The organism is Salipiger pallidus, assembly GCF_014643635.1.
Classification (GTDB): Bacteria; Pseudomonadota; Alphaproteobacteria; order Rhodobacterales; family Rhodobacteraceae; genus Salipiger; species Salipiger pallidus.
This window is the reverse complement of record NZ_BMJV01000001.1, coordinates 961,798-986,484: the sequence shown is the minus strand read 5'-3', so window position 1 is coordinate 986,484 and position 24,687 is coordinate 961,798. Positions and strand designations below refer to the sequence as shown.

General features: G+C 66.5%; 25 protein-coding genes and 1 tRNA gene. 17 read left to right on the top strand and 9 right to left on the bottom strand.

Going from position 1 to position 24,687, the window contains the following annotated elements; genetic code table 11:
- The first annotated feature begins 50 nt into the window (after window positions 1–50).
- Genes IEX41_RS04820 through IEX41_RS04805 form a run of 4 tightly spaced genes read left to right on the top strand, consistent with a single transcriptional unit; the run spans window position 51 to window position 4,257 of the window.
- Window positions 51–1,274: an oligosaccharide flippase family protein gene (locus IEX41_RS04820; protein WP_229672923.1), complete on the top strand. Its 1,224-nt coding sequence runs from the start codon at window positions 51–53 to the stop codon at window positions 1,272–1,274.
- A gap of 3 nt (window positions 1,275–1,277) precedes the next feature.
- Window positions 1,278–2,198, top strand: a complete 921-nt coding sequence (locus IEX41_RS04815) for a glycosyltransferase family 2 protein (RefSeq protein WP_188789051.1) — start codon at window positions 1,278–1,280, stop codon at window positions 2,196–2,198.
- 24 nt (window positions 2,199–2,222) lie between these two features.
- Window positions 2,223–3,209 carry a glycosyltransferase family 2 protein gene (locus IEX41_RS04810; RefSeq protein WP_188789050.1) on the top strand — a complete coding sequence of 329 codons (987 nt, stop codon included), beginning with the start codon at window positions 2,223–2,225 and terminating at the stop codon, window positions 3,207–3,209.
- Between the two features lie 25 nt (window positions 3,210–3,234).
- Window positions 3,235–4,257, top strand: a complete 1,023-nt coding sequence (locus IEX41_RS04805) for a glycosyltransferase family 4 protein (RefSeq protein WP_188789049.1) — start codon at window positions 3,235–3,237, stop codon at window positions 4,255–4,257.
- Window positions 4,258–4,440: 183 nt separating this feature from the next.
- Here the strand turns inward: IEX41_RS04805 and IEX41_RS04800 are convergent, their stop codons facing one another.
- The 3 genes from IEX41_RS04800 to IEX41_RS04790 all read right to left on the bottom strand — a co-directional run bounded on the left by IEX41_RS04800 (window position 4,441) and on the right by IEX41_RS04790 (window position 6,535).
- Window positions 4,441–5,493 carry a hypothetical protein gene (locus tag IEX41_RS04800; RefSeq protein ID WP_188789048.1) on the bottom strand — a complete coding sequence of 351 codons (1,053 nt, stop codon included), beginning with the start codon at window positions 5,491–5,493 and terminating at the stop codon, window positions 4,441–4,443.
- Between the two features lie 132 nt (window positions 5,494–5,625).
- Window positions 5,626–6,165, bottom strand: a complete 540-nt coding sequence (locus IEX41_RS04795; RefSeq protein WP_188789047.1) for a hypothetical protein — start codon at window positions 6,163–6,165, stop codon at window positions 5,626–5,628.
- 169 nt (window positions 6,166–6,334) lie between these two features.
- Window positions 6,335–6,535 carry a hypothetical protein gene (locus IEX41_RS04790; RefSeq protein ID WP_188789046.1) on the bottom strand — a complete coding sequence of 67 codons (201 nt, stop codon included), beginning with the start codon at window positions 6,533–6,535 and terminating at the stop codon, window positions 6,335–6,337.
- 23 nt (window positions 6,536–6,558) lie between these two features.
- Here IEX41_RS04790 and IEX41_RS04785 point away from each other — a divergent pair, with 23 nt between their 5' ends.
- Window positions 6,559–6,900, top strand: coding sequence for a hypothetical protein (locus IEX41_RS04785; RefSeq protein ID WP_188789045.1), 342 nt, complete (start codon window positions 6,559–6,561; stop codon window positions 6,898–6,900).
- A gap of 272 nt (window positions 6,901–7,172) precedes the next feature.
- On the opposite strand, the gene IEX41_RS04780 is transcribed toward IEX41_RS04785, so the two are convergent.
- The 4 genes from IEX41_RS04780 to IEX41_RS04765 form a co-directional block, all read right to left on the bottom strand.
- Entirely contained in the window at window positions 7,173–8,591 is a 1,419-nt protein-coding gene (locus IEX41_RS04780; RefSeq protein ID WP_188789044.1) for an FAD-binding oxidoreductase, read from the bottom strand.
- A gap of 84 nt (window positions 8,592–8,675) precedes the next feature.
- Window positions 8,676–9,596, bottom strand: coding sequence for a 4-hydroxy-tetrahydrodipicolinate synthase (gene dapA, locus IEX41_RS04775; RefSeq protein WP_188789043.1), 921 nt, complete (start codon window positions 9,594–9,596; stop codon window positions 8,676–8,678).
- 118 nt (window positions 9,597–9,714) lie between these two features.
- The gene (locus IEX41_RS04770; RefSeq protein WP_188789042.1) at window positions 9,715–10,863 is read right to left on the bottom strand and encodes an alpha-hydroxy acid oxidase; all 1,149 of its coding nucleotides are present in this window, start codon (window positions 10,861–10,863) and stop codon (window positions 9,715–9,717) included.
- Window positions 10,860–11,483, bottom strand: coding sequence for a helix-turn-helix domain-containing protein (locus IEX41_RS04765; protein WP_188789041.1), 624 nt, complete (start codon window positions 11,481–11,483; stop codon window positions 10,860–10,862). The genes IEX41_RS04770 and IEX41_RS04765 overlap by 4 nt, the downstream gene beginning before the upstream one ends.
- A 327-nt stretch (window positions 11,484–11,810) precedes the next feature.
- On the opposite strand from IEX41_RS04765, the gene IEX41_RS04760 reads away from it, so the two are divergent.
- The 7 genes from IEX41_RS04760 to IEX41_RS21420 all read left to right on the top strand — a co-directional run bounded on the left by IEX41_RS04760 (window position 11,811) and on the right by IEX41_RS21420 (window position 19,529).
- Window positions 11,811–12,836, top strand: a complete 1,026-nt coding sequence (locus tag IEX41_RS04760) for a TRAP transporter substrate-binding protein (RefSeq protein WP_188789040.1) — start codon at window positions 11,811–11,813, stop codon at window positions 12,834–12,836.
- Between the two features lie 104 nt (window positions 12,837–12,940).
- The gene (locus IEX41_RS04755) at window positions 12,941–13,456 is read left to right on the top strand and encodes a TRAP transporter small permease (protein ID WP_188789039.1); all 516 of its coding nucleotides are present in this window, start codon (window positions 12,941–12,943) and stop codon (window positions 13,454–13,456) included.
- 4 nt (window positions 13,457–13,460) lie between these two features.
- Window positions 13,461–14,759: a TRAP transporter large permease gene (locus tag IEX41_RS04750; RefSeq protein WP_188789038.1), complete on the top strand. Its 1,299-nt coding sequence runs from the start codon at window positions 13,461–13,463 to the stop codon at window positions 14,757–14,759.
- A gap of 34 nt (window positions 14,760–14,793) precedes the next feature.
- Entirely contained in the window at window positions 14,794–15,702 is a 909-nt protein-coding gene (gene dapA / locus IEX41_RS04745; RefSeq protein WP_188789037.1) for a 4-hydroxy-tetrahydrodipicolinate synthase, read from the top strand.
- A 755-nt stretch (window positions 15,703–16,457) separates the two neighbouring features.
- Window positions 16,458–18,206, top strand: coding sequence for a gamma-glutamyltransferase (gene ggt, locus IEX41_RS04740; RefSeq protein WP_188789036.1), 1,749 nt, complete (start codon window positions 16,458–16,460; stop codon window positions 18,204–18,206).
- A gap of 141 nt (window positions 18,207–18,347) precedes the next feature.
- Entirely contained in the window at window positions 18,348–19,112 is a 765-nt protein-coding gene (locus IEX41_RS04735) for a gamma-glutamylcyclotransferase (RefSeq protein ID WP_188789035.1), read from the top strand.
- Between the two features lie 264 nt (window positions 19,113–19,376).
- On the top strand, window positions 19,377–19,529 hold the full coding sequence (locus tag IEX41_RS21420; protein WP_229672922.1) for a hypothetical protein: 153 nt from the start codon (window positions 19,377–19,379) through the stop codon (window positions 19,527–19,529).
- 117 nt (window positions 19,530–19,646) lie between these two features.
- On the opposite strand, the gene IEX41_RS04725 is transcribed toward IEX41_RS21420, so the two are convergent.
- A tRNA-Cys gene (locus IEX41_RS04725) sits at window positions 19,647–19,720 on the bottom strand.
- Window positions 19,721–19,914: 194 nt separating this feature from the next.
- On the opposite strand from IEX41_RS04725, the gene IEX41_RS04720 reads away from it, so the two are divergent.
- The 4 genes from IEX41_RS04720 to IEX41_RS04705 all read left to right on the top strand — a co-directional run bounded on the left by IEX41_RS04720 (window position 19,915) and on the right by IEX41_RS04705 (window position 23,292).
- Window positions 19,915–20,262, top strand: coding sequence for an ElaB/YgaM/YqjD family protein (locus tag IEX41_RS04720; protein ID WP_188789034.1), 348 nt, complete (start codon window positions 19,915–19,917; stop codon window positions 20,260–20,262).
- A 6-nt stretch (window positions 20,263–20,268) separates the two neighbouring features.
- On the top strand, window positions 20,269–20,607 hold the full coding sequence (locus IEX41_RS04715; protein ID WP_188789033.1) for a phage holin family protein: 339 nt from the start codon (window positions 20,269–20,271) through the stop codon (window positions 20,605–20,607).
- Window positions 20,608–20,797: 190 nt separating this feature from the next.
- Complete coding sequence (locus IEX41_RS04710) at window positions 20,798–21,448, top strand: protein-L-isoaspartate O-methyltransferase family protein (RefSeq protein WP_188789032.1); 651 nt, start codon at window positions 20,798–20,800, stop codon at window positions 21,446–21,448.
- Between the two features lie 233 nt (window positions 21,449–21,681).
- On the top strand, window positions 21,682–23,292 hold the full coding sequence (locus IEX41_RS04705; RefSeq protein ID WP_188789272.1) for a hypothetical protein: 1,611 nt from the start codon (window positions 21,682–21,684) through the stop codon (window positions 23,290–23,292).
- Between the two features lie 274 nt (window positions 23,293–23,566).
- Here the strand turns inward: IEX41_RS04705 and IEX41_RS04700 are convergent, their stop codons facing one another.
- Window positions 23,567–23,893 (bottom strand): DUF6280 family protein, encoded by a 327-nt coding sequence (locus IEX41_RS04700; protein ID WP_188789031.1) that lies wholly within the window; start codon window positions 23,891–23,893, stop codon window positions 23,567–23,569.
- 217 nt (window positions 23,894–24,110) lie between these two features.
- Here IEX41_RS04700 and efp point away from each other — a divergent pair, with 217 nt between their 5' ends.
- A complete protein-coding gene (gene efp, locus IEX41_RS04695; RefSeq protein ID WP_188789030.1) occupies window positions 24,111–24,674 on the top strand; it encodes an elongation factor P in 564 nt (187 codons plus the stop codon).
- Window positions 24,675–24,687 lie beyond the last annotated feature (13 nt).

Genomic DNA, 24,687 nt, shown 5'->3' with positions numbered 1-24,687 from the left:
TACTGCAACCTTCGAACGTCCCGACTTCTTCAGCCAAGGACCGAGCTGCCGTGACCCGACCGACCCACTCCTTCCTGAGCCACCTGCTGGCCTACGGCGCCTCCGAGGCAGCGGCCAAGCTGTCGCGACTTGGCGTGGTCATCGTGGTGGCGCGCACCCTCGACGTGACCGAGATCGGCCTTGCCGCCGCAGCGCTCGCCACCGGCGATCTGCTCAAATCCCTGACTGAAAACGGCATAGGCCAGCGCATTGTCGCGGCCCCCGAGGCCGAGCTTGATGCCACCTGCAACCGCGCGCACGGGCTGTTCACCGCCTGGTGCCTCGGGCTCTTCACGCTGCAATGCGGGCTGGCGTCAGGGATCTGGGCTGTGACCGGCAATGCCGCGCTGGCCGGGATGATCGCTCTGCTGGGGGCGGAGTACCTGTTCATGCCCGCCGGCCTCGTGCAGGTGGCGCTGGCCCTGCGGGCGGGCAAGATGCACCGCACCGCGGCCATCGCGGGCGGGCAGGCGGTCTGCGCCAACCTTGCCTCGGTGCTTCTGGCGTTCGTCATCCCCTCGGCGCTGGCGCTGGTGCTGCCCCGGTTGCTGAGCGCGCCGGTCTGGCTGATCGCCGTGCGCCGCCTGCACCCGTGGCAGGCCCGCCCCGAAGCGGGGCTTGCGCCCATCCGTCCCTTTGCCCACTTCGGCGCGCCGATCCTGGGCACCGAGCTGGTGCGCACCGCGCGCCTCCATGCGGACAAGCTGCTGATCGGCGCGCTGCTGGGCCCCGAGATGCTTGGCCTGTATTTCCTTGCCTTCAATGCCGGGTTGTCGCTGGCGACCTCCTTCTCGACCGCCTTCGCCGCCGTGCTCTTCCCGCACCTGTGTGCCCGCACTGACCGTGCCGAGGCGCTGCGCCAGGGGATCGGCCTCTCCGTCGGGCTGGTGGCACCGGTGGTCATCGCCCAGTCGCTGCTGGCGCCCTGGTACGTGCCGCTGCTGCTTGGCCCCGGCTGGGAAGAGGTGACCACCCCGGTCTCCATCCTGTGCATGGCGGCGATCCCCACGATGCTCTGGACCGCCACCGCCGGCTGGCTGCGCGCCGGGATGCGCCCGCTCGAGGAACTGCGCGGCACCGCGATCCTTGCCGCTGCCACCCTCGCCGGAACCGCGCTGGCCGCCCCCTACGGGCTGACCGCCATCGCCTGGACCTACCTTGCCACCGCCTGCTGCGCGATGACCGTGCTGTCGCTGCCGGCCCTCCGTTTCGCCCTGCTGCCCGAGAAAGCCTGAGCCATGACCATGATCTCTGTTGTCATCCCCGTCTACAACGCCGCCGAAACGCTGCCTGCGACCCTGTCTTCGATCCGGGGCCAGCTCTGGACCGACTGGGAGGTGATCCTGGTCGATGATGGTTCCACTGATGGCAGCCGCCTGCTGGCCAAGCGCCTTGCTGCCCAGGACGATCGCATCCGCGCCGTGAGCAATCCCGGCAAGGGCCCGAGCGCCGCGCGCAACCACGGTGCGCTGGAGTGTGCCAACGGCAAGATCATCGCCTTCTGCGATGCCGACGACCTGTGGGAGCCAGAAAAGCTGCTCGATGTCTACTTTGGGCTGCCGGACGATGCGGATGCCCTGTTCGGGGCGGTGCGGTTCTTCGCTGACGACCCCGAAACCTGCCGCAGCCGGTCCACCGTGCCTGAGGGAGATGTCACCATCCCAATGCTGCTGGGGGAAAACCCGGTCTGCACCATGTCGAACCTTTCGGTCCGCCGCGATGTGTTCGCAGCGATCGGCGGGCTGGACGAGACCCTCGTGCACAACGAGGATCTCGACCTGCTGATCCGCCTCGTGGGCAGCGGCTACAGGCTGCGCGGCGAAGACCAGGATCACGTGCGCTACCGTCTCAGCACCGGCGGTCTGTCTGCCAACCTCGATGCCATGCGCGCGGGGCGGGAGGCGGCGCTGAAAAGCGCACGGCGCTTCGGCTTCGAGCCGGACCCGCAGGCCGAGGCGATCCACCAGCGCTACCTCGCCCGCCGTGCGCTGCGCATCGGGGCCACCGCCCGCACCGTGCGCCGGCTGGTGGCGGAGGGGCTCGGCCTGCATGCCGGGGCGTTCCTGTCGCCGATGCGGCGGGGTATTCCGCTCACCCTTGCCGCCCTCTGCCTTCCCGCGCTGCCCCATGCCTGGCGCCGCCGCCTTTTCGCCCGCTGACCCTGCCGAACCGGAGCCTGTCCCATGCCCTACGCCTCGATCATCGTCCCCGCCTACAACGCCGCTCGCACCCTGCCTGAAACGCTTGGGTCGCTCTCGGCGCAGTTCTACCGTGATTATGAGATCGTCGTCGTCGATGACGGCTCGACCGATGACACCGCCACGCTCACCGAGGCGCATGCCCTGCGCGATCGGCGCATCCGCCTCGTGCGGCAGGTCAACCGCGGCCTTGCCGGAGCGCGCAATACCGGTATCGCTGCCGCCACCGGCGAGGTCGTGGGCTTTTGCGACGCGGACGACCTGTGGCGCCCCGAGAAGCTGGCGCAGCATGTGGGCCACCTTGAGAGCATCCCCGAGATCGGGCTGAGCTTTGCCGGATCGCGACTGATCGACGGCGCGTCCCGCGACACCGGCCATGCCCAGCGGCCCCGGCTGCGCCACATCTCGGCGGCGCATGTGTTCAAGCGCAACCCGGTCGGCAACGGCTCGGCTCCGGTGTTCCGTCGCGCGGCGCTCGAGGCGCTGGCCTGGCGGCCCGCGACCGAGACCCGGCGGGACTGGGTGTTCGACGAGACTTTCCGCCAGTCCGAGGACATCGAATGCTGGCTGCGCCTTGCCCTGACCACCGACTGGGTGATCGAGGGGCTGCCGGGCCTGCTGACCGACTACCGCGTGCACGGGGTGGGGCTGTCGGCGAACGTAACCGCGCAGCTTGCCTCGTGGGAGCGGATGGTGACGAAACTGCGTCCGCTGTCGCCGGACTTCTTCGCCCGGCACGAGGCGGCGGCACGGGCCTACCAGCTGCGCTACCTCGCCCGCCGCGCGGTCAGCGCCGGAGACGGCGCCACCGCGGTCCGGCTTGTGGGCGAGGCCTTCGCCAGCTCGGTCCGCCCGCTGCTGGAGGAGCCGGTGCGCAGCCTCACCACCATCGGCGCCGCCCATCTGACCGCCCGTTTCGGAGGCGCACCCCTGCGTCTTGCCCGTTCCGTCCTTACCGCCGCGCGCGGCTGACCGTCATACCAGTTTGGAGTTCATCATGCGTCCCCACATCATTCACCTTTACGACGACAGCACGCCCGGCGGTGTCACCCGCGTTCTCGAACACATGCGCTTTTCCGCGTCGATGACCTCGTGGGCCCGTCATTCCCTGCAGGCAGTGTCGCGCAACGGTGCGATGCCGCAGCTGAAGGCAGACATGATCGTCTCGCACCTCGCTCTGAGCTGGCGCAGGCTGCCGGCGCTGGTATCGTTCCGGGCGCGCCATGCGGGCACCCCGATCATCCACGTTGAACACAGCTACACCGAGGCGTTCTGCGCCCTCAACGTGCCCCACAAGCTGCGCTTCTTCACCATGCTGCGCACGTCGCTGGCGCTGTTCGACAAGGTCGTTGCGGTGAGCGCGGCGCAGGCGGGCTGGCTGGCCGGGCGCAAGCTGGTCCGGGAGGAGCGACTGACGGTGATCGAGCCCATGGTGAACCTCTCGGCCTTCCGCGCGATCCGCGCGCCGGCAGGCCGCCCCCGGGTCATTGGCGGCATCGGACGGATGCACGCGCAAAAGGGCTTTGACGTGCTGATCGACGCGTTCCGTCAACTGGACGATCCGGACCTGCGCCTGCACCTTTATGGCCGTGGCCCCGAAGAGGCGGCTTTGCGCGCCTTGGCTGCGGGGGATGATCGCATCCGCTTCATGGGCTTCGCCGACCCGGCGCTGGCCATGCGCGAGGTGGACCTGGTGGCGATGCCGTCCCGCTGGGAAGCCTTCGGCCTCGTGGCGCTCGAGGCGCGCGCGGCCGGGCGTCCCGTGGTCTGCGCCGACACCGACGGCCTGCGCAGCAGCGCCGGCCCGGATGCGGTGCGGGTCGCCACCCTGGACGCCGGCGACTGGGCGCGTGCCCTGCGCCGCGCCACGGAGGCAGAGCCTTTGGCGCAAGGCAGGCTGGGTGACGTCGAAAGCCATTTCCCCCGGGCCTGGTCCGACCTGTTGAACGAGCAGACAGGCAAGGTGGAGGTTTTGCCCGACGGCCTGGCCAGCGCGACCTTGCAGGCCGCCACGCGGTAATCCGGCGCGCGGAACATCACTCCCGGTGTACCCCTGCTGGTGTGCCGTGAGGTGATCGGGCTTCACTTTGTCGCCGGGCCTTGGCATCGCGGGGGCGGCGGCATGAGGCGGTGTCAGCCCGCCTTGACGGGGGCAGACGTGCCTCCGCACTCCGCGGGGCCCGCGCTGACGAGGCGGGTCCCTTCAACGCCCCGTGTGGTCGAGAAAATCCACTGCGTCGTAATTGTCCATCACCCAGGCGCAGGCCTCGGCGAAATCGTCCTCGTCCGACAGGCGGGCGGCGGCGATGGCACCGGTTTCGAACGCTTCCAGCCCAAGCGCCTTTGCGTCCAGCTGCGCCGAGCGCACGCTGAGCCGCGTGGTGCGGTCCACCAGCAGGAACCGCAGCTCGCCGGACGCCTTGAGCCGGTCATAGCCCGCATCGGGCAGGTCCGTGGGGTCGATGAACTGCTCCTGCACGAAGCCATAGGGCTGGTCCGGGGCAATCTGCCAGACCCAGTAGCCCACCGGCCCGAACGGGGTGGGCACGATGGCGGTCACCAACCCGACCACCAGCGGCAGGTCCGGATCGCTCGCCGCCGCGGCGCGGTCCGCATCGCAGGCGCACAGGATCACCGTCTCGAGGCCCTTTTCGGTCACCGTGTCGTGGAAGGCGACCATGTTGGGCAGCGGCTCTTCGCCTTCGGAGTCTTCGGCGGTTTCGGGCGCGTCGAGATCGGCAAGGATCTCGGCCACGATCCCCGAGCGCGACAGCGCCCCGGTGGCGATATGCTGGCGGAACAGGGGGGCGGCGGCGATGACGCCGTCGCGGGCCAGCCCGGCATGCACCTCTTCGTCCACCGAAGAGGTCCGCGACACCCCGAGCCCGTGCAGCGCAAACACCTTCTCTTCCTCGCCGGTCTCGCTTTCGGTGTCCACGCCCCGGAACAGGCCCAGCATGACGATGTTATAGTCATTCTTCAGCGCGAAATCGACGTCGTCGGACCCGTCCACCAGCACCTTGAGGCTTTCCGACAGGGCCTCTTCGTAGCTGGCCCCGGCTGGGGAGCGTTTCTCGCGCAGGCTGGACCAGCTGTCGTGGCCCAGAAGCGCGCCGATGGTCTTGGTGATGATCTCGGCCTGCGGCGTGCCGCTGATCTGCGACTCTCCGCGAAAGGCGGACTTCGGGTAGGTGATGGACGCGAAATCGGTTTCGCCGAAGACATGGACGATAAGGGCGTTTTCAAGTTCGGACATAAGGGGTTTCACCGGTTGTTCTGGCATCTTGGCTGCGGACCAGCCTAGGGCCCGCACGCAAGGGTGCAAGTTTCTGATGGGCGAGACCAAGGGTAAGGCCCGGCCGGATGAGGCTCCGATCGGCGCGCCGGGTCAGCGGCGCGCATCCTCGTGATCGGGCAGGTAGCTGCGAAAGCCGTGCAGGAAGATGTCGATCTCGAGCGCGAGCCCAACCTCGAAATCATTGAGCTCGGAGCCGCTCCAGCGGTGATCCTCGAGCCGGGCAAGGAACTCGCGGCGGATCTGGTCGTGCTGGCTGCTGAGGGGCAGGGTCTCGGCGGCGCGCAGCAGGTCGATGCGCTTGTGCAGCTCGCGCATCCCGGAAAACGCCTCCATCATGGGCCGGGTCAGGCGCGGGTCGCTCTGCCAGGACCGCCCGCCGAAGACCTCCTGCACCACGCGGTTGCCTGCTCCGAGGCAATCATAGGCGACGCAGCCCGGAAAGCCCTTTTCGGTGAGGCTGTCATGGATCGAACAGGCATGGCCCGAGAGGTTGCGGCACGGCTCTCCGGGGTTCTTGTCGAAGGCAAAGTCGCGCCCCTTGTCGAAGGCCAGCGCGATGCAGCACAGCGCGGCGCATTTCGAACAGTCGGTCCTGAGGTGATCGGGCTGGAGATGGTCGGGCTGGGGCATCTTGAGGATCGCGGCTCCGTCGTCCGGCAGGGGCGTGGTCCCGCCGCTATCCCGCGAAACCGCCCCGGAATGCAAGCGCTGCGCCTTCACGCCTGCTTGCGCTGTGCGCTCCGGGGGCCGTCGCAGGGGGGGGGGCGGCGCCTGTGGGTCACGCCGCACCGGTGAGGGCTCAGCCTGCCTCGGCCGCAAGCCGCGCCTGGGCCAGCCCGGTGAAGGAGGCGATGCCGCGGGGGATGCCGCCATCGTCAAGGTCATAGGCCGGGTGGTGCAGCGCGGCACTGTCGCGGGTCCAGATCAGCGCACCGGGGCGCACGTTCGGGAAGAAGGCGAAATCGTCGCCCGCGAGGGTCGGGGGCAGGGCGGTGCCCACCTTGTCGGCCCTGCGCTGGCGGCATGAGCGGTGGCCGCAGCCTCGTTTGCCGTTGCCGGGTAAAGCCGGATGTCGTCCAGGCGCGCCTCGGTGTCATGGGCCTGCGCGATGTGCTGCGCGATGGTGCCCATGCGCGCCTCGATACAGTTGCGCACGGTTTCGTCCAAGGTGCGCACAGTGCCGCTCATGGTGATCTCGACCGGGCTGCCGATGCTGACCTGCTGGCACATCTGCCCCAGCTCAAGCCCGTGCCGCGCCTGGGCATCCGGGCCGTAACCGTGCGCCGCAAGCATCCCTGCGACAGCGGACGCGACCCATACGACATTGGTAAGCGTTTGGTACGTCCCGGCTGCGGCTTTCGATGACTGACCTGCGTCGCAGCGCGCAGTCCCCGGGCCACGCAGCGTTACAGGACAGTCGTGATGGCGCAGAGGCGCATCCTGTCAGAGCAAGTTCGCGGCGCCATGGCGGGTGGAACATCACGGTTATTTTGGGGGTGGCACACCGATTTTGTGCGCTCTCATTCGGATCTGCCTCGGGCAAGCGGTGGGCGATCCGCATGAGAGCGCGCATCGTTCCGACTGGCGCGGCCAGAGGTGGTCCCGATGGCAGTCATAGGACCGCCATCGGTACCGCGTCACTGCGCGGGCAGCAGGCGGCCGGGGTTCATCAGCCCCTTGGGGTCGAGCGTGGCCTTGATGGCGTGCATCATCGCGAGCTCGGGTGCGGCCTTGTAGCGGGCCATGTCCGGCAGATGCATGGTGCCGATGCCATGCTCGGCGCTGAAGGTGCCGCCCAGATCGGCGGCAATGTCGTTGAGCAGATGGCCTACGTCCTTGGTGAAGACCTTCGGATCGTCCAGCTTTGCCCAGAATTCGCGGGTGAACATGGCGATGTAGTGCATGTTGCCGTCGCCCAGGTGGCCGACCACCACGGGTGTCGCATCGGGGAGCTTTTCGGCCAGCAGCGCATCGGCGCGGGTCAGGAACTCGGGCACCTTGCCGATGGGAATGGCGATGTCATGGGTCAGCCCCATGCCTTCGTGCATGTTCGCTTCGGTCACCGAATGGCGCGGCAGCCAGATCGCCTCGCGCTGACGCTCGTTGCTGGCGAGGATCGCGTCCAGCACGTCCCCGGCCTCCATCGGTGCTTCGAGCGCGGCCATCAGCTTGTCCTGCAGGTCCGCCTCGGTTCCGGCGCCGGCGACCTCGACCAGCAGGGTCCAGCCGGTGCCTTCGGGCATGGCAAGGGCGCGGTCGGGGAAGTGGCGGGCGACGATGTCCTGCTCGCTGCGCGACAGCAGCTCCAGCGCCGACAGCTCGCCGGGGAAGGCAGCGCGCAAAGTGGCCGCGGTTTTCAGCGCCGCATCGGCGGTTGCGAAGAACAGCAGCGTGGTCGCCTCTGCCGCCGGGCGCGGGAACAGCCTCAGTGCCGCGCCGGTGACGATGCCCAGCGTGCCCTCGGAGCCGATGAAGAGGTGCTTCAGATCATAGCCTGAGTTGTTCTTGCGCAGGGTGCGCAGGCCGTTCCAGATGGTGCCATCGGGCAGCACCGCCTCGATCCCCAGCACAAGGTCGCGCATGTTGCCATAGCGCAGCGCGGCGGTGCCGCCGGCGTTGGTGGCGATGTTGCCGCCGATCTGGCACGAGCCTTCGGCACCAAGGCTCATGGGGAACAGCCGGTCGTGGTCGAGCGCGGCCTCCTGCACCACCTGCAGAACGCAGCCCGCGTCGACGGTGACGCTGTCATCCTCGGGGTCGATGGAGCGGATGCGGTTCATCCGCGACAGCGACAGGATGATCGCCGTGCCGCTGTCATCGGGCACAGAGCCACCGCACATGGAGGTGTTGCCCCCCTGCGGCAGCACCGGCACGCCCGCGTCCCAGCAGGCGCGCATGACGGCCGACACGGCCTCGGTGCTGTCAGGGGCGACAACGGCACGCGCCTTGCCGCTAAAACGGCGGCGCCAGTCGATGAGGTTCCCGGCCATGTCCTCGGGGGTGTCTGTGACACTGACACCGGGCAGGGCGCGGAGGGTTTCGATGATCTCGCTCATGGGAGGTCTTCTCTTGCTGTTGTTCGGAGCCCCCCGGGAGGGTGCCCGGGGCGCAGTCATGTGGCGTGTGGCCGGATCGCAGCTTTACTGAGCCGGTACCGGGGCGCAGTCCGCTTCGAGCGCCAGTGCCTGCGGCAGCTCGCGGGCGAGCATGTCGCGGGTATCCTGTGAAGCCGGGCGCAAGGGAGGGAGGCAATCGCCGTGGGGCAGCTCCAGCAGATCAAGCGCGGCGCGCAGCGGGATCGGGTTGTGCTCGCGGTAGAGCATCGACACGAAGGGCATGAGCTTCTGGTGGAAGTCCAGCGCCTCGGCCATGCGGCTTTCTGTGCACAGCGCCTGCAGCCGCGCCCATGCGTGCGGGAACAGACAGGACGATGCAAGGAAGCCGCCCCGTGCCCCGATCGCGCGGTGTGCGGGAAAAACGTTCTCTTCGCCGGTCAGCACATCGATGTCAGCGCCCACCAGTTCGATCACCTTCATCTGCTGCGGAAGGCTGCCGTTGCAGGCCTTCATCGCGGTGATGCGGGTTTCCTTCGCCAGCATCTCGACGGTTTCCGCATCGAGCGAGATGCCGGTGCGGTATGGGATTTCATAGAGCATCAGCGGCAGGTCGGTGTGGTCCGACAGGGCCTTGTAGTAATCCACGATGCCCTCGGGGGTGGCGCGGGCGTAATAGGGCGTCACCACCATCAGCATGTCCGCCCCGGCAGCAGCGAAATCGTCGGCGGCGGCCAGTGCCTCGCCGATGCCCGGCGACAGGATGCCGGGGATCACCGGGGCGCGGCCATTCACCGCCGCCACCGTCAGTTCCAGCATCTCGCGGCGCTGGGCGGGGGTGAGGGCGGTAGCCTCGCCGGTGCCGCCCACCGGCGCGATGCCGGCGCTGGGGGCCGTCAGGATGCGGTCCACCAGCGACGCGACAACGCTGCCGTCGATCGCGCCATCGGCGGTCAGCGGGGTGGGGGTGGCGGTGACGATGCCCTCGAGTCGGCTGGCGCGGGTCATGAGACGTCCTTTCCTGCGGTCATTTGGCCGCAGTATTGGGCGTGGATAAATTTTCGTAAACGAAAATTATGCACTTTACCGAATTAAGCGGCATTTGATGGATGCCATGAGCGAATTGTCAGCATCCCCCGTCCGCAAGGTCCGTCATGCGAAGCCCGGACATGCGCAGCGCCTCTTCGAGCTCCTGCATTAGCCCTGCCAGCGCGGTTTCTGCCCCGGCCTCTCCCTTCGCGGCAAGCCCCCAGAGCGGCAGCCGCCCGGCCAGAACACCGCTGGCGCCCGCATGCAGGTATTTCAGCACGTCCGTGCCGGTCTGCACGCCGCTGTCCGCAAGGATGGTCATGCGGCCCCGCACCGCCTCCGCGATGGGGGGCAGAAGGTCGATGGCGGCGGGGCAGGGATCGAAGTTGCGCGCACCGTGGGACGACACGACGATGCCGTCCATGCCACTGTCAGCCGCGCGGATCGCATCCTGCGGATGGCAGATCCCCTTCAGCAGCATCGTCCCGGCCCATTCAGAGCGGATCTCGGCAATGTCGGACCAGCTGAGCGCCATGCGCAGCCGGACAGCCTTGTCCGGCACCGCACGGACGAGGGTGGGGCGCAGATCGGGACGGTAGTTGCCAAGGGCCGGAAAGCCGCCGCGCGCAAGGTAGGGCAGGATCACCCGCATCACCCAAGGGGCGTGCAGCGCCACGTCGAGCAGCGCGCGGAAATGCCAGGTGAAGGGCATGTCGAACCCGTTGCGGATGTTCCAGTCCTTGCGCGCCCCGGTGGGGGTGTCGACGGTGACCACAAGCACCTCCGCGCCGCTGGCGCGCACCCGGCCCAGCAGTTCGCGGGTGAGGGCGCGGTCTTCCCACGCATATAGCTGGAACCACAGCCGCGCCTCCGGCACCGCGTCGCGGATCTGTTGCACGGAATTGATCGACTGGGTCGACAGGCACACCGGCAGGCCGAGCCTGGTGGCCGCGCGGGCCATGGCGACCTCGCCGTCATGGGCGACAAGCCCGGCCATCGCCGTGGGGGCCACCGCCAGCGGCGCGGCGCAGGGTTGCCCGAACAGAGAGGTGCCAAGGGTTACCGGCCGGTCACCGCCCAGCATGCGCGGGGTGATCTTGACGGCATCGAGGCGGTCGCGCTGGTGGCGCAGGGACACTTCGCGCCCCACGCCGCGGTCGATGTATTCGAACAGGCCCCGCGGCAATCTCCGCCGGGCCTGTCTGCGCCAGTCCTCGAACCCCCGCAGCCGCAGGGGAGGGGTCATGCGGTCATCACCCAAACGACCTCGGCATCGGTGTCGCCGACCGAGATCCACGCGTTGGACGAGCGCGCGTCGTAATAGACGGAATCGCCCGGGCCCAGCTCCAGCGGTTCGTAGATTTCCGAGTGCAGCTCCATCCGGCCCGAGATCACCATCAGGAAGATCTCGCCGTCCGAGCGGGCCCAGGTGGGGTAGTCCTCGAGGCTGCGGGCGATCACCGTGGTGTAGATCGGCACCATCTTCTTGTTCTTGATCTCGGAGCACAGCAGCACGTTGGCGCAGCTTTTCGTCTGGTGCGTCCTGCCTTCACCGGCGCGAGACACCGAGCGGCGACCGTGGCTGAGGTCGCCCTCGCTCTGGAAGGTGAAGAGGTCGGACATCTCGATGCCCAGCCCCGAGGTGATCTTCTGCAGGGTCGAGATGGTGGGCGACAGCTCGTCCCGCTCGATCTTGGACAGGGTCGATGCGGCAACGCCGGTGGCCTTCGACAGGGTCTGCAACGTCATGCTGCGCTCGCGTCGAAGCGACTCGAGCTGGCTGGCCACCGAGCCCGGCGAGCTTGGAGCCCGCCGCTGTGCGACTGCGCCAAACCTGAGGTCGAACTCCTGTTCGTCGATCTCCATGAGGGCCTCTCTCTCGTATCTCTTTGCGTCCGGGATAACGCTCAGGTTGTTGACCGGGCAAGTGAAAAGGAAATTGAATCCATCATATGCAACGACTGAACCGGGCGCCATCTCTCGGATTTGCTGTATTTTCAGGCATAAACTGTAGGATTTCGAGATGCAGGAAGCGGGAGATGGGCATTCGCCCATAAAGTATACGTCCATAGTGGAAAATAAATATCGTTTAAGAAAATTCTTGACTAAACGACATGCAACGCGGTGAAACTGCAGAACACCAATAGCCCACCCGGCAAGAACCGAGGGGCACCACCGACAGGAGGACTGACTATGACCATGAAGACACTCAAGACCACCGCCGCCACCGCGGCGCTTGCCCTCGGGGTGATGTCCGCCGCTGCGCAGGCCGAGTCCATCCGCCTTGCCACCGTCGACGGCGAAGGTGATCTGCTCAACAACGTGTACTGGACCTATACCGAGGTCTTCAACACGGTGCTGTCCAACGCCACGGGTGGCGAATACGACCTGCAAGTGTTCCCCAACAGCCAGCTGGGCGACCTCGAATCGCTGCTCGAGCAGACCGCGCGTGGTTCGCTTCAGGTCGTGGCGGGCATCAGCGCCGGTCACCTTCAGGCCTACACCAACGCCGCAGCTGTGCTGGAACTGCCCTATGTCTTCCCCGACACCGCCACCGCGCGTGAGGTGATGAACGGCCCGTTCGGCGACATGCTGACCGACCAGATCGCCGAGGATTCGGGCGTTCGCATCATCAGCTACCTGCCGTCAGCGTTCCGCAACTTCTCGACCGCGGACAAGCAGATCAAGACGCCCGAGGACATGGTCGGCCTCAAGATGCGCACCCAGCAGATCCCGATTCACGTCACCATGGTCGAAGCGCTCGGCGCCAACCCGACCCCGATCGCCTGGAGCGAGCTTTACTCCGCGCTGCAGACCGGCGTCGTCGACGGGCAGGAAAACGCTCCCTACACCATGCTGATGGCGAACCTTCAGGAAGTGCAGGGCTACTACACGCTCGATCACCACCTCATCAACATGCCCATCATCGCGATGAACGACGACTACTACCAGTCGCTCCCCGAGGAGGTTAAGGCCGCCGTGGACCAGGCCGCTGACGAGGCCGCCTTTGCCATGCTGGGCGTCATCGCCGCCAAGGAATCGCAGGACATGAAGGCGATCCGTGACGCGGGCGTCGAGATCTACCAGCCGACCCCGGAAGAGTTCCAGATGTTCGTGGACAAGGTGCAGGGCCCCGTCGAGGAAGTCCTTGCGGGCATCACCGGCCAGGAGCTGATCGACGAGCTCAAGGCCGCCGTGGCCGAGGTTCAGGCCGACTGATCCGGCGCTCCGGTCACTGCGCCCCGGACCGCCGCACCTGATGCGGTCCGGGGCTTTTCCGTTCGCAAGGGGCGCGCAGCTGCTGCCGCCCCACAGGAGACCTCATGCTCACAGCCCTTGAACGAATTGCCGACTGGCTCGGATGGCTTGCCTCCGCCGCGGCCCGGATCCTGCTGATCGGGGTTGCCGCGTCCCTGATCCTGCAGGTCACTCTGCGCTACGTTTTCAACACGTCGCTGCCCTGGCCCGAAGAGGCCGCCCGCTACCTGATGATCTGGACCGTGATGCTGGCGGGCAGTGTGCTGGTGAAGGACGAACAGCTTGTCCGCGTCGACTTCTTCGACGGGTTCTGGCCCAAGCGCATGCTGTCGATCCGCAACGCGCTGTTCCGTCTTCTGCTGGTGGGCCTGCTGGCCGTGCTGGTCTGGAAGGGCTGGGAAAACGCCATGTTCGGCCTGCGCCGCACCGCCGTGACGCTGCAGATATCGTTCTTCTGGATCTACCTGTCGGTGCCCGTGGGCGCGGCGCTCATGATGTTCCACATGCTCGTCCTTGCCCTGCGCGACCTTGTGCGCGGCACTCCAGACGACGGGCCTTCCGTCCTCAAGGCAGAGGTCTGACCCCATGCAAGATCCGCTTCTCGTAACCATCGGCCTGCTGCTGTTCCTCATGCTTCTCGGCAGCCCGGTGATCTTTGCCATCGGCTTTGCCGGACTGGCCTATTTCTTCGTTGCGCCGGGCATGAGCTCGATGCTCGACATCTATGCCCACAAGTTCTTCACCGGCATGGACGTGTTTATCTGGCTGTCCATTCCGCTGTTCATCATCGCGGGCGAGATCATGGCCTCGATCGGCATGACCGACCGGCTGGTGAACCTGTCGCGCCTCATGGTGGGCAAGCTGCGCGGCGGCCTGGCCTACGTCAACGTCGTCGGCTCGATGATGTTCTCGGGTGTCTCGGGGTCGGCCATGGCCGACATCTCGGCGCTGGGCCCGGTCGAGATCAAGATGATGGAACAGGACGGCTACGAAAAGGACTTCGCCGCGGCGCTGACTGTCAGCTCGGCGATCCAGGGCCCGATCATCCCGCCGTCGATCCCGCTCATCATGTTCTCGGCGCTCACGCAGACCTCGGTCGCGGCGCTGTTTCTTGCCGGGGCCGTACCGGGCCTGCTGCTGGGCGGCGCGCAGATGGCGGTGTTGTTCTTCATGGCCAAGCGCAAGGGCTTCCCGCGCAACCCAATCGAGGGCCTCAACCTGCGCATCGCCATGCGGGTGATCGGCAATGCGTTCTTCGCGATCTTCATGCCGCTCATCATCATCGGCGGTATCGTTGGCGGTATTTTCACCGCGACCGAGGCGGCCTCCATCGCCGTGGCCTACGGCCTGCTGGTGGGCTTCGTCGCCTACCGGAACCTGACGCTGAAGGAGCTCTGGGCGATCCTCGACCGGGCGGCGCGAACGTCGGCCTCGGTCTACCTGATCGTCGGCTTCGCCACGATCATCAGCTGGATTCTGGCCAACGAACGCATCCCGTCCGAGCTGCAGTCACTGATCGTCAATATGGACCTCGAGCCGTGGATGGTCCTGCTGATGCTCAACCTGTTCTTCCTCATCAACGGTCTGTGGATCAGCGACAGCGTGCAGCTTCTGCTGTTTGCGCCGCTGTTCACCCCGCTGGTGGCCTCGATGGGCGTCGATCCGGTGCATTTCGGCGTCATCATGGTGGTCAACGTGATGATCGGCCTGATCACGCCACCCTACGGCATGGCGCTCTACCTCGGCTCGTCCATATCGGGCGTCCCGCTCATCCGCATCGTGAGGGCCGCCGTGCCCTTCATGATCTCCAACCTCGTGGTGCTGCTGCTGGTGACATACGTCCCCGCGATCTCGCTCACCCTGCCGCGGCTGTTCGGCCTCTGAGCCGCCGCATCCAAGTTCAAGAAGGATCCAAGACATGTCCCTCACCAAGCAAGACCTCAACGGCCTGTTCACGGCCATCATCACCCCGTTCACCAAGGACGGCTCGGCGGTGGATTACGATGCGCTGAAGGCCCTCGTGTCCTACCAGATCGCCAATGGCGCTGCGGGCGTCGTGCCCATCGGCGGCACCGGCGAATACCCGGCCCTGTCGCGGGCAGAGCGGGCCGGTGTCGTCTCGGCTTGCGTCGAGGCGGCCGAGGGCAGGCCGGTGATGCCGGGCGTCCTGTCCACCGGCTTCCACGATGCGGTCGATGCGGGCAAGGACTTCTCGGCCGCGGGCGCGGCCGGGGTGATGCTGGTCACGCCCTACTATGCGCCGGGCACACAGGACGGCATGCGCGAATACTTCCGCAACTACCGCGACGCGGTGGACCTGCCGGTGATGGCCTACGAGATCCCGCGCCGCACCGGCGTGGCCTTCAAGGCGGAAACCCTTGCCGGCATGGCCGAGGATGGCTCGATCATCGGCATGAAGTATTCCTCCTACGACATGCCCGAGTTCATCTCGGTGATGAACCTGGCCGGTGACAAAATCGCCGTTCTGAGCGGTGAAGAGCCGCTGTTCGCCACCCATGTGTCGCTGGGGGCCACTGGCGGCGTGCTGGCCTCGGCCAACGTCTACCCGGCGCACTGGATCAAGGTGTTTGATGCGGCGCGATCCGGCGACATGGCCACCGCCGTCAAGCTCCAGCACGAGATGGACCTCGTGTTGAAGAACGTCTTTGCCGAAACCAATCCCGGCCCGCTCAAGGCCTACATGGAGATGGTCGGCATGGCCGCCGGCCCGGTGCGCACGCCGCTGTCCTCGCCCTCGGCAGAGACCATGGAAGGCCTCAAGGCCGCGCTGGCGTCCGTCGGTGCACCCGAGAAAGCCGTCGCCTGATACCTACCCCGTGAGAGGCAGGCGCGATCACGCCTGACCTCTTTTTCGCCCGCGAGCGCCTTTGCGCCTCGCGGGCGCTTTTTGTTTCGCATGAGGGCGTCAGTGCTTGCCTGCGGTTTCGGGTCCGGCACGCTCTGAGAGGCAGAGGCAGAGGCAGAGGCAGAGGCAGAGGCAGAGGCAGAGGCAGAGGCAGAGGCAGAGGCAGAGGCAGAGGCAGAGGCAGAGGCAGAGGCAGAGGCAGAGGCAGAGGCAGAGGCAGAGGCAGAGGCAGAGGCAGAGGCAGAGGCAGAGGCAGAGGCAGAGGCAGAGGCAGAGGCAGAGGCAGAGGCAGAGGCAGAGGCAGAGGCAGAGGCAGAGGCAGAGGCAGAGGCAGAGGCAGAGGCAGAGGCAGAGGCAGAGGCAGAGGCAGAGGCAGAGGCAGAGGCAGAGGCAGAGGCAGAGGCAGAGGCAGAGGCAGAGGCAGAGGCAGAGGCAGAGGCAGAGGCAGAGGCAGAGGCAGAGGCAGAGGCAGAGGCAGAGGCAGAGGCAGAGGCAGAGGCAGAGGCAGAGGCAGAGGCAGAGGCAGAGGCAGAGGCAGAGGCAGAGGCAGAGGCAGAGGCAGAGGCAGAGGCAGAGGCAGAGGCAGAGGCAGAGGCAGAGGCAGAGGCAGAGGCAGAGGCAGAGGCAGAGGCAGAGGCAGAGGCAGACTGCACGGTTGCGGGGCGGCCTTCGGGGCGGCACCATGGCAGGCAACAGCCACCCGGAGGAGACATCCCATGCGCAGCTTCATCGCCCTTGCCCTGATCGCGGGCTCGCCCGTCCTTGCGCCGCTTCCGGCGCTGGCCCAGCAGGCTGCGGATGCCGTCGCGCCCGAGGCGGCAACGGGGCAGGGGGCCGTCACCGCCCCGGTGACTTCCGATGGCTGGATGGTCGTTGCCGCCAACCCGCTTGCCTCCGAGGCCGGGGCAGAGGTTCTGCGCGCCGGGGGCAGCGCCGCCGATGCCATGATCGCCGTGCAGGCGGCGCTGGGGCTGGTGGAGCCCCAGTCCTCCGGCCTCGGGGGCGGCGCGTTCCTTGTTTGGTACGACGCGGAAACCGGCGAGGTGACCACGCTCGACGGACGTGAGACGGCGCCGAGGGACGTGACCCCGACGCTGTTCCAGAAGGATGGCGAGCCCATGGGGTTCTTCGACGCTGTAGTCGGCGGGCTGTCGGTTGGCACGCCCGGCACGCCGATGCTGATGGAAGAGGCGCACCGCCGCTGGGGCACGGCCAACTGGGCGTCGCTCTTTGGGGGCACTATCGCGCTGGCCGAAGACGGCTTCGCGGTCTCACCCCGCCTTGCGGCGCTTGTCGCCGGGGACGCGGAGCGGCTGGCGACCTCCGAGGCCGCCGCCGACTACTTCCTGCCCGACGGCAACCCCATCGCTGAGGGCAGCACTCTCACCAACCCCGCCTATGCGCAGACCCTGCGGGCCATGGCCGAGGGTGGGGCAGATGCCTTCTACACCGGCCCCATCGCCGAAGGCATCGTGGCCACGGTCCGCGAGGCGGCGCAGCCCGGGCTGCTGTCGCTTAAGGACATGGCCGCCTACGAGGTGATCGAACGCCCCGCCACCTGCGCGCCCTATCGCGGGGCGGAGGTCTGCGGCATGGGGCCGCCGTCGTCTGGCGCGCTGACCGTGGGGCAGATCCTCGGGCTCCTCGAACCCTACGACATGGCCGCCCTCGGGGCGGACTCGCCGGAGGCATGGCGGCTGATCGGCGATGCCTCGCGCCTCGCTTTCGCGGACAGGGGTCGCTACATGGCCGACACCGATTTCGTCCCCGTGCCGCGCCTGCTCGACCCGGCCTACCTGGCGGACCGTGCCACGCTGCTCGACGGCGACGATGCGCTGCCCGAGGTCGCGCCCGGCACCCCGCCATGGGATCACGCGGCGCTGGAACTGGGGGATGACCAGTCCATCGAGCTGCCCTCGACCTCGCATATCTCCATCGTGGATGGGCAGGGCAACGCGCTGTCCATGACCACCACCATCGAGAACGGCTTTGGATCGCGTCTCATGACGCCGGGGGGCTTCCTGCTCAACAACGAGCTGACGGATTTCTCCTTCGCCACCCACGACGAAGGCCGCCCCATCGCCAACCGGGTGGAGCCGGGCAAGCGGCCCCGGTCGTCCATGGCGCCCACCATCGTGATGAAAGACGGCACCCCGAACCTTGTCGTCGGCTCGCCGGGGGGCAGCCGGATCATCGGCTACGTGGCCAAGACCATCGTGGCGCATCTTGATTGGGGACTGGACCCGCAGGAGGCAGTGGCCCTGCCGCACCTGCTCAACCGGTTCGGCGCCTATGACCTCGAGGAGGGCACATCGGCCGAGGCGCTCAAGGCCCCGCTCGAGGCGCTGGGGTACGAGACCGACGTGCGTGCGCTGAACAGCGGTCTGCATGCCATCGCCATTGACGGCGGAACCCTTGTCGGCGGGGCCGATCCGAGGCGCGAGGGGCTGGCCATCGGAGAATGATGCCACTGCCCGGAGAATGTGCAGTCCTGCGGCCCGGGCCACCGGGGCAGGGCCGGGTGGTTGCAGAGCGGGGGCGGGCACAATAGGTCTGAGCCCTGATCGCCGCGCCTCCTCCGTGGCGGCATATCCGCAGGTGAACCCATGTCCTTCGCGCCCGACGCCTTTCGCCATCACCCCGGCCTTGCGGACAAGATCCGCGATCCCGCGCAGAGCTTTTTCCGCGATCTTGATCTTGCCGCCATCGATGAGGCCTGGTTCCAGGCGGGGCACACCCAGAACCCGCGCTACAGCGACGAGGTGCGCGAGGCCATGCGCCATGAAACGCTTGCCTCGCGGATGGGGCAGGACATCTGGGTGTTCGCCTACGGATCGCTGATGTGGGATCCGGCGGTCTACTTCTCCGAGGTGCGCCGCGCCCGCCTGCCGGGATACCGCCGGAGCTTCTGCCTTGTGGACCGCTCCGGGGCGCGGGGAAGTGCAGAGGCACCGGGGCTGATGGCGGCGCTCGACCATGGCCCCGCCTGTGACGGGCTCGTGTTCCGCCTTGCTGCCGAAACCGCCGACCGCGAATCCGAGGTGATCTGGCGGCGTGAGATGATGGCGCCCTGCTACAAGGCGGTCTTTGCCCCGGTCGAAACCTCGGAAGGGATGGTCGAGGCGCTGTGCTTCGTCGCCGACCCCGAGGCCGAGATGATCGACACCGGCATCGCCTACGAGGACCAGCTGCGCTATCTCGCCACCGGCGTCGGCCAGCTGGGGACCAGCCGCGAATACCTCGAGAACGTCATCGCCGGGTGCCGCGAGCTGCGCATCGAGGACCCGGACCTCGAGGTGATGCTTGCCGACGTGGGCGCGTGGTGCGAAGTGGCCCCCGGCGCCGGTTGCGAGGCAACCACAAACGGCTGAGGCGATCCCTTATTATTCTGCTTGCGGCTTTGCCGCGCAGGACGGCGCGGACCGGGTGATCGGCATCGATGCCTCGGGTGTCCCAAAGCAGTCCCGTGCGCAGGGGTTTGGCATTGTCGACAATGCCGCCGATCTGATGGGGCTGGTCGTGCGGTTCGTGACGACGAGATCGTCATAAACGAGGACTACGCCCATCCCGCCTATGGTGTCCCTTCGGACGGGACCAACGATGCCACCCGCCTTGCTGCCCGCCCCGAGGCAATGATGACCGACCCGGTGTACGGGGGAAAATCCATTCAAGGCGTGATCGACCTCACCCGCAAGGGGTCCTTCCCCAAGGGGGTGACGGTGCTCTACGCGCATCCTGGCGGCGCGCCGGCCCTCAACGGCCACAGCTATTTCAATAAGGACGGCTGAGAGACCCCGACAGACCGCGTCCAGTCTACAGGGGGAGGATGCGGCTGGCACGCCGAGGTGCACCGACTGGCGCCTGGGAATTGCCTGAAAGGCCAGAACTGTCTTGGGAGTGTAGAGTGGAGGCGAGTACCGGAATCGAACCGGTGTACACGGATTTGCAATCCGCTGCGTCACCACTCCGCCAACTCGCCGCCTCATGGTGTTCCGGGCACTTAGCCCATCCTCGGGCGCCGCGCAAGACCCTCTGCGCAGCCAGTACACTTCCATTCAAGGCGCGCATGCTGTCTTCTGCCTGAATGGGCCCAAGATTGCGCAAGATAGCAGCGGAACCCGTGGCAGATCTCGTGCGTTTATCAATGAAACCGACATTCATGAGGGATTTCACATGGCACAGACCACTCCGAGCGGCCTCGCCGACAGCAAGCCGACCTCCACAAACTCCGACACGGAATCGCTGAACGATCAGATCAAGAACCTGCGTGAAGACCTGTCTTCGCTTGCAGAGCTTGTGGGAGAAATCGGCAGCCGCCGTGGCAAGGAAGCCAAGGCGCGCTTCGAAGCTAAGGCGGGTGAAACCCGCGCCAAAGGTGAAGACATGCTTCACGAGGCCGGCCGTCGTTACGCCGACTATGAAGATCAGGCGATAGACCAGATTCGCTCCAACCCGTTTCAGGCTGTCGGTATTGCGGCAGCGGCGGGCTTCCTTCTTGGTTATCTGAACTCCCGGAGGTAACGGCACTTGTTCTACGGCCTCGAGCTGCGGCTCCGACTCCTTATCCGTCAAATCGTGTTCGGCGCCCTCGCGCTGATCTGTGTGATCGTTGCCGCTGTCTACCTGTCGGATGCGGCGCTGCTTGCCTTGGCCGAAAGTTATGATGCCAAGACCTCCGTCCTGATCGTAGGCGGGTTCTACCTGCTGCTAGGTGTCCTGCTGTTCGCGTACAGCAGACGCCGGAGGGTCGCGCTGCCGCCCCCGCCGGCCTCTAGCGGGGCCAATATCGCAGCGATGCTGCAGGCCTTCCTCGCGGGACGTGCTGCTGGCGGTGCTGCCGCGCGGCGCGACGACGAGGACGAGTGAATCAGGGTATAGTTCCCTGGTGGCTAGTAAAAGGCGGGCAGCTCGGCAGAGTGTCCGCCTTTTTGCTTGCGCGGCCTGGGGTGGGCGCAGCCGTCCTTTAAGCTGGGAATGCAATGCTCTGCGCCGTTGCGGCGGCAACACAACTGTGGCACACCTTTCCAAAGTAATACTGAACGGAAGAGTTTAGCGCATGACCGATTTCGCCACGCGCCGCCGCATGATGGTGGACACGCAGGTCCGGCCCTCGGATGTCACGAAATTCCCGATCATCGAGGCGATGCTACGCATCCCTCGCGAGGAATTCGTCCCCTCGGACAAGCGCGAGGCGGCTTATGCCGAGCGCAGCATCGCCCTTGCCGACGGCCGGGTCGTGCTCGATGCACGTACGCTGGCAAAGATGCTGGATGCCCTGAACATCGACGGTGACGACCTCGTGCTCGATATCGGGTGCGGCATGGGCTATTCATCGGCAGTCATCGCCCGCATCGCCGAGGCGGTGGTCGCGGTCGAGGAAGACGAGGCAATGGTGCCGGAGGCGCAGTCGCTGTTCGGCGAACATGCAGACAATGTCGTGCTGCACGAGGGCCCCCTGACTGAAGGTGCCGCCGCCCATGGCCCCTACGATGCAATTATCATCGAAGGCGGCGTTGAAAAGCTTCCCGAGACGCTGGAGGCACAGCTCAAGGACGGCGGGCGCATAGCTTGCATCTTCATGGACGGTGCTCTTGGCACGGTACGGATCGGGTGGAAGATCGACGGGGTCATCACGTGGCGCTTTGCCTTCAACGGCACCGCGCCTGTGCTTCCCGGATTCCGGAAAGAAACCGCCTTCGCCTTCTGACCGGCCCCTGTCCGGCGTCACATCCGGACCGCGCTTTCAGGCCTGTGTCGGCACTGCGCGACGCGGTTTTGAGACGCCGTATGATGCCCTGTCGCTCCCGGTTCTCGCCCGGGTGCGATGCGTTCAGGTGGGGGCTTTTGCGAGGTGCTGAAAAACATCGGGATATTTCTGCATCTGTTGTCTGCTATCGGCCTTCGGGGTAGACTTCCCGGCGAGGCAAGAGTGGAAAAAGAATGTCGGACCCCGTGACCAATGTGGAAATCGAGGACGTTCTGTCGTCCATCAGGCGGCTGGTGTCCGAGGACGTGCGCCCGCGACCTGCGCCGCGTCAGCGGCCCGAGGCGGTGGTGCAAGCGCCTCAGGCACCCTCTGCCGAGCGGGCTGGCGGTCCGCCGGATACCGATGCGGAACCCGAACCCGAAATCGACGCAAGTTCCGATAGGCTGGTACTCACCCCGGCACAAAGGGTCCCCGAGGCTGAAGACGCCCCGACCAGCGGGCCGATCCTGCTGACCCCGGCCGATTCGGTTCACCTGCCTGAGCCGGGGGCGCCTCGCGCTGTCGGCGCCGCCGACCATGTGCAGGCGGACGAAGATGCCCAAGTGTCGGGCAGCCCGTTCGACGCCGCAGAAGTGTCTTCTCCGCTTATGCTCGACGCATCCAAGGCGGTCGAGAATGCCGCGACCCGGCAGGATGATGGAGACACGTCGCTGCCCAATGGTGGGGATGACAGGTCCGAGCAGTCGGTGATTCCGCATCGGCGGGCGTTCGATGCTGCACATCACGACCCTGACGCGGCGGTCCAGAGCCTGCTTGGCAAGCTCGTTGAGGAGGAACTGTCACGAGCCATGCTGTCCGGAGATGCGCCCGCCTCGCGGCGCAGCATGGCTTCTGTGCCGCCTGAGCCCCAACAACACCCGAAGCCTGAACCACAGTCCGCCGCGGACACGTCTGACGCCTTCGCCACGAAAGCGGTCGCAGAGCCTTCGACAGTTACGGTGGACGCCCTCGAAGTGGACGATCCTGCCAATCTCTGGCCGGACGCCATGGCCGAGCCGCAGGTGGACCCCTCCGTCACCGATGCAGAGCCTGCCCCCTTCACCCTGACCGAGCCCGCCGCAGGGTCGTCTTCCTCCCCTGAACCCGACCATGAGCTTGACCATGCCTTGCTGGCAGGGGCGGTTCGCCAGTTGTCGGGACAAGGCGAGCAAAGCGAAGAGCATGCGACCACGCCCGCCGAAGAGTTGGCTGCAGGCGCTGATGAGCCGACGGAGGGGGCAGGTGACGGTGGCCTCGCGCACAAGATTGCGGCCATCGAAGAGATGATTTCGCGCAGGGGGGATACGTCCTCACGTCCCGCGCGGCGTGTGGCCGATGCGCCTTTCGTACATCGCCCTGCGCCGCCGCTCGACTGGGATGATTACATGCCCTCCACGCCGGCGGCTGCGATGCCGGAAGGGGCGGCCGACCCGGCACCTGCGGCGACTCCCGAAGATCAGGCCGAAGAAGTGGCGCATGCGCCGCTCTCGGGCGACTTCGCCGAAGACGCCTATGATGAGCTCTATGATGACGCGATGATCCTGCAGGGCCCTGTCTGGCAAGGCTCCCAGGCGGGATTCAGCGCGGCTCCGGTGCCAGAGACTACCGCCCGGGCGCTTGCCGATGCTCCGGTGCGGGGCGGCGATCTGGCGTCCCTGCTGGACGAGGATGCTTTGCGCGACATCGTCTCCGAGGTTATCCGTCAGGAGCTTCAGGGGGCCCTTGGAGAGCGGATCACGCGCAACGTCCGCAAACTGGTGCGCCGCGAGATCCACCGCATGCTCATGACCCGCGAATACGAGTGACACCGGAGCCGCCGGGCAGGGTGACACCTGATCGGCGGCTTGGTGCCGGTGTGGCGTGCCTTGCGCTGGCCCCGGTGATGCAAGGTCGGTGCCCCGCACGCCGGACTTCGCTGCTCCGCCATTTCTGCACCTGATACGCGAAAGGCGCGCCCGAGATGTCGGACGCGCCTTTCGCAGCTTGATCTTTCTCGACGTTCGAGGCGTTGGTGCCTCTGACGATCCCGTGGCCCCTGGGCCGGTCGCACGCCCCATACGGGGCGCGCCGTGCGCTGGCTCAGGCCGCTTCGCGGTCTGCGGCGGCGGCAGCGTGGCGACGTTCGCTTTCCTCACGCGACAGCGCGACGGAGGTGCGGATACCCTTGCCCACGAACTCCATGAGGCCTTCCACGACCCGCTCGTTGGGGTCGATGCCGGCGCAGCTCAGAACTTCGCGCCCATCACGGGAGCGCGCCCAGCGGGCAATCTGTTCCGGGCCATTTCCATATTTCTTGTCATCGGCGATCGCGTCGTCGAGCGCAGCCAGCACCACGGCCGCAAAAAGCTTGCGCGCGCGGTTGCCCTGTTCGGCGTTGAAGGCTGTGCTATCCACGAAGTCTTTCATATTTCGACCTTTGATTATTGCTCTTGTCTTTTCCGGCGTACGGCGCGTTATGAACTATTCAGTTCGATTCGGATACACCGCAAAAGCAAGGCACGTATGCATCGGCCGCATGGCTAAGAAGTGTGCGCACACGACATATCGTTGTCTTGCACAGGCAGGACTGGCCAGATATAGGACGCGCCATAAAATCATCAACCATCCGCCAGAGTTTAGTCCCATGCCCAAGATCAACGGAAACGAGATCCGCCCCGGAAACGTTCTCGAACATGACGGCGGCCTTTGGGGCGCTGTGAAGGTCGACCACGTGAAGCCCGGCAAGGGCGGTGCCTTCGCCCAGGTCGAGCTCAAGAACCTGCGTGACGGCCGCAAACTGAACGAACGCTTCCGCTCGGCGGACAAGGTCGAGCGCGTGCGCCTCGAACAGCGTGACATGCAGTTCCTCTACGAGGACGCGGGCCAGCTGATCTTCATGGACACCGAAACCTACGACCAGGTGCAGCTTGACGCGGACCTCCTGGGCGAACGTCGCCCGTTCCTGCAGGACGGCATGACCATCGTGGTGGAATTCTACGAAGAAGAAGCACTCAACGCGACCCTGCCGCAGAAGGTCACCTGCAAGGTCACCGAGACTGAGCCGGTCGTGAAGGGCCAGACCGCGGCCAACAGCTTCAAGCCCGCGACGCTGGACAACGGCGTGCGCATCACCGTCCCGCCGTTCATCGCGCAGGACGAGGACATCATCGTGAACACCGAAACCATGGAATATTCGGAACGCGCATAACCCGCGCGCCGAC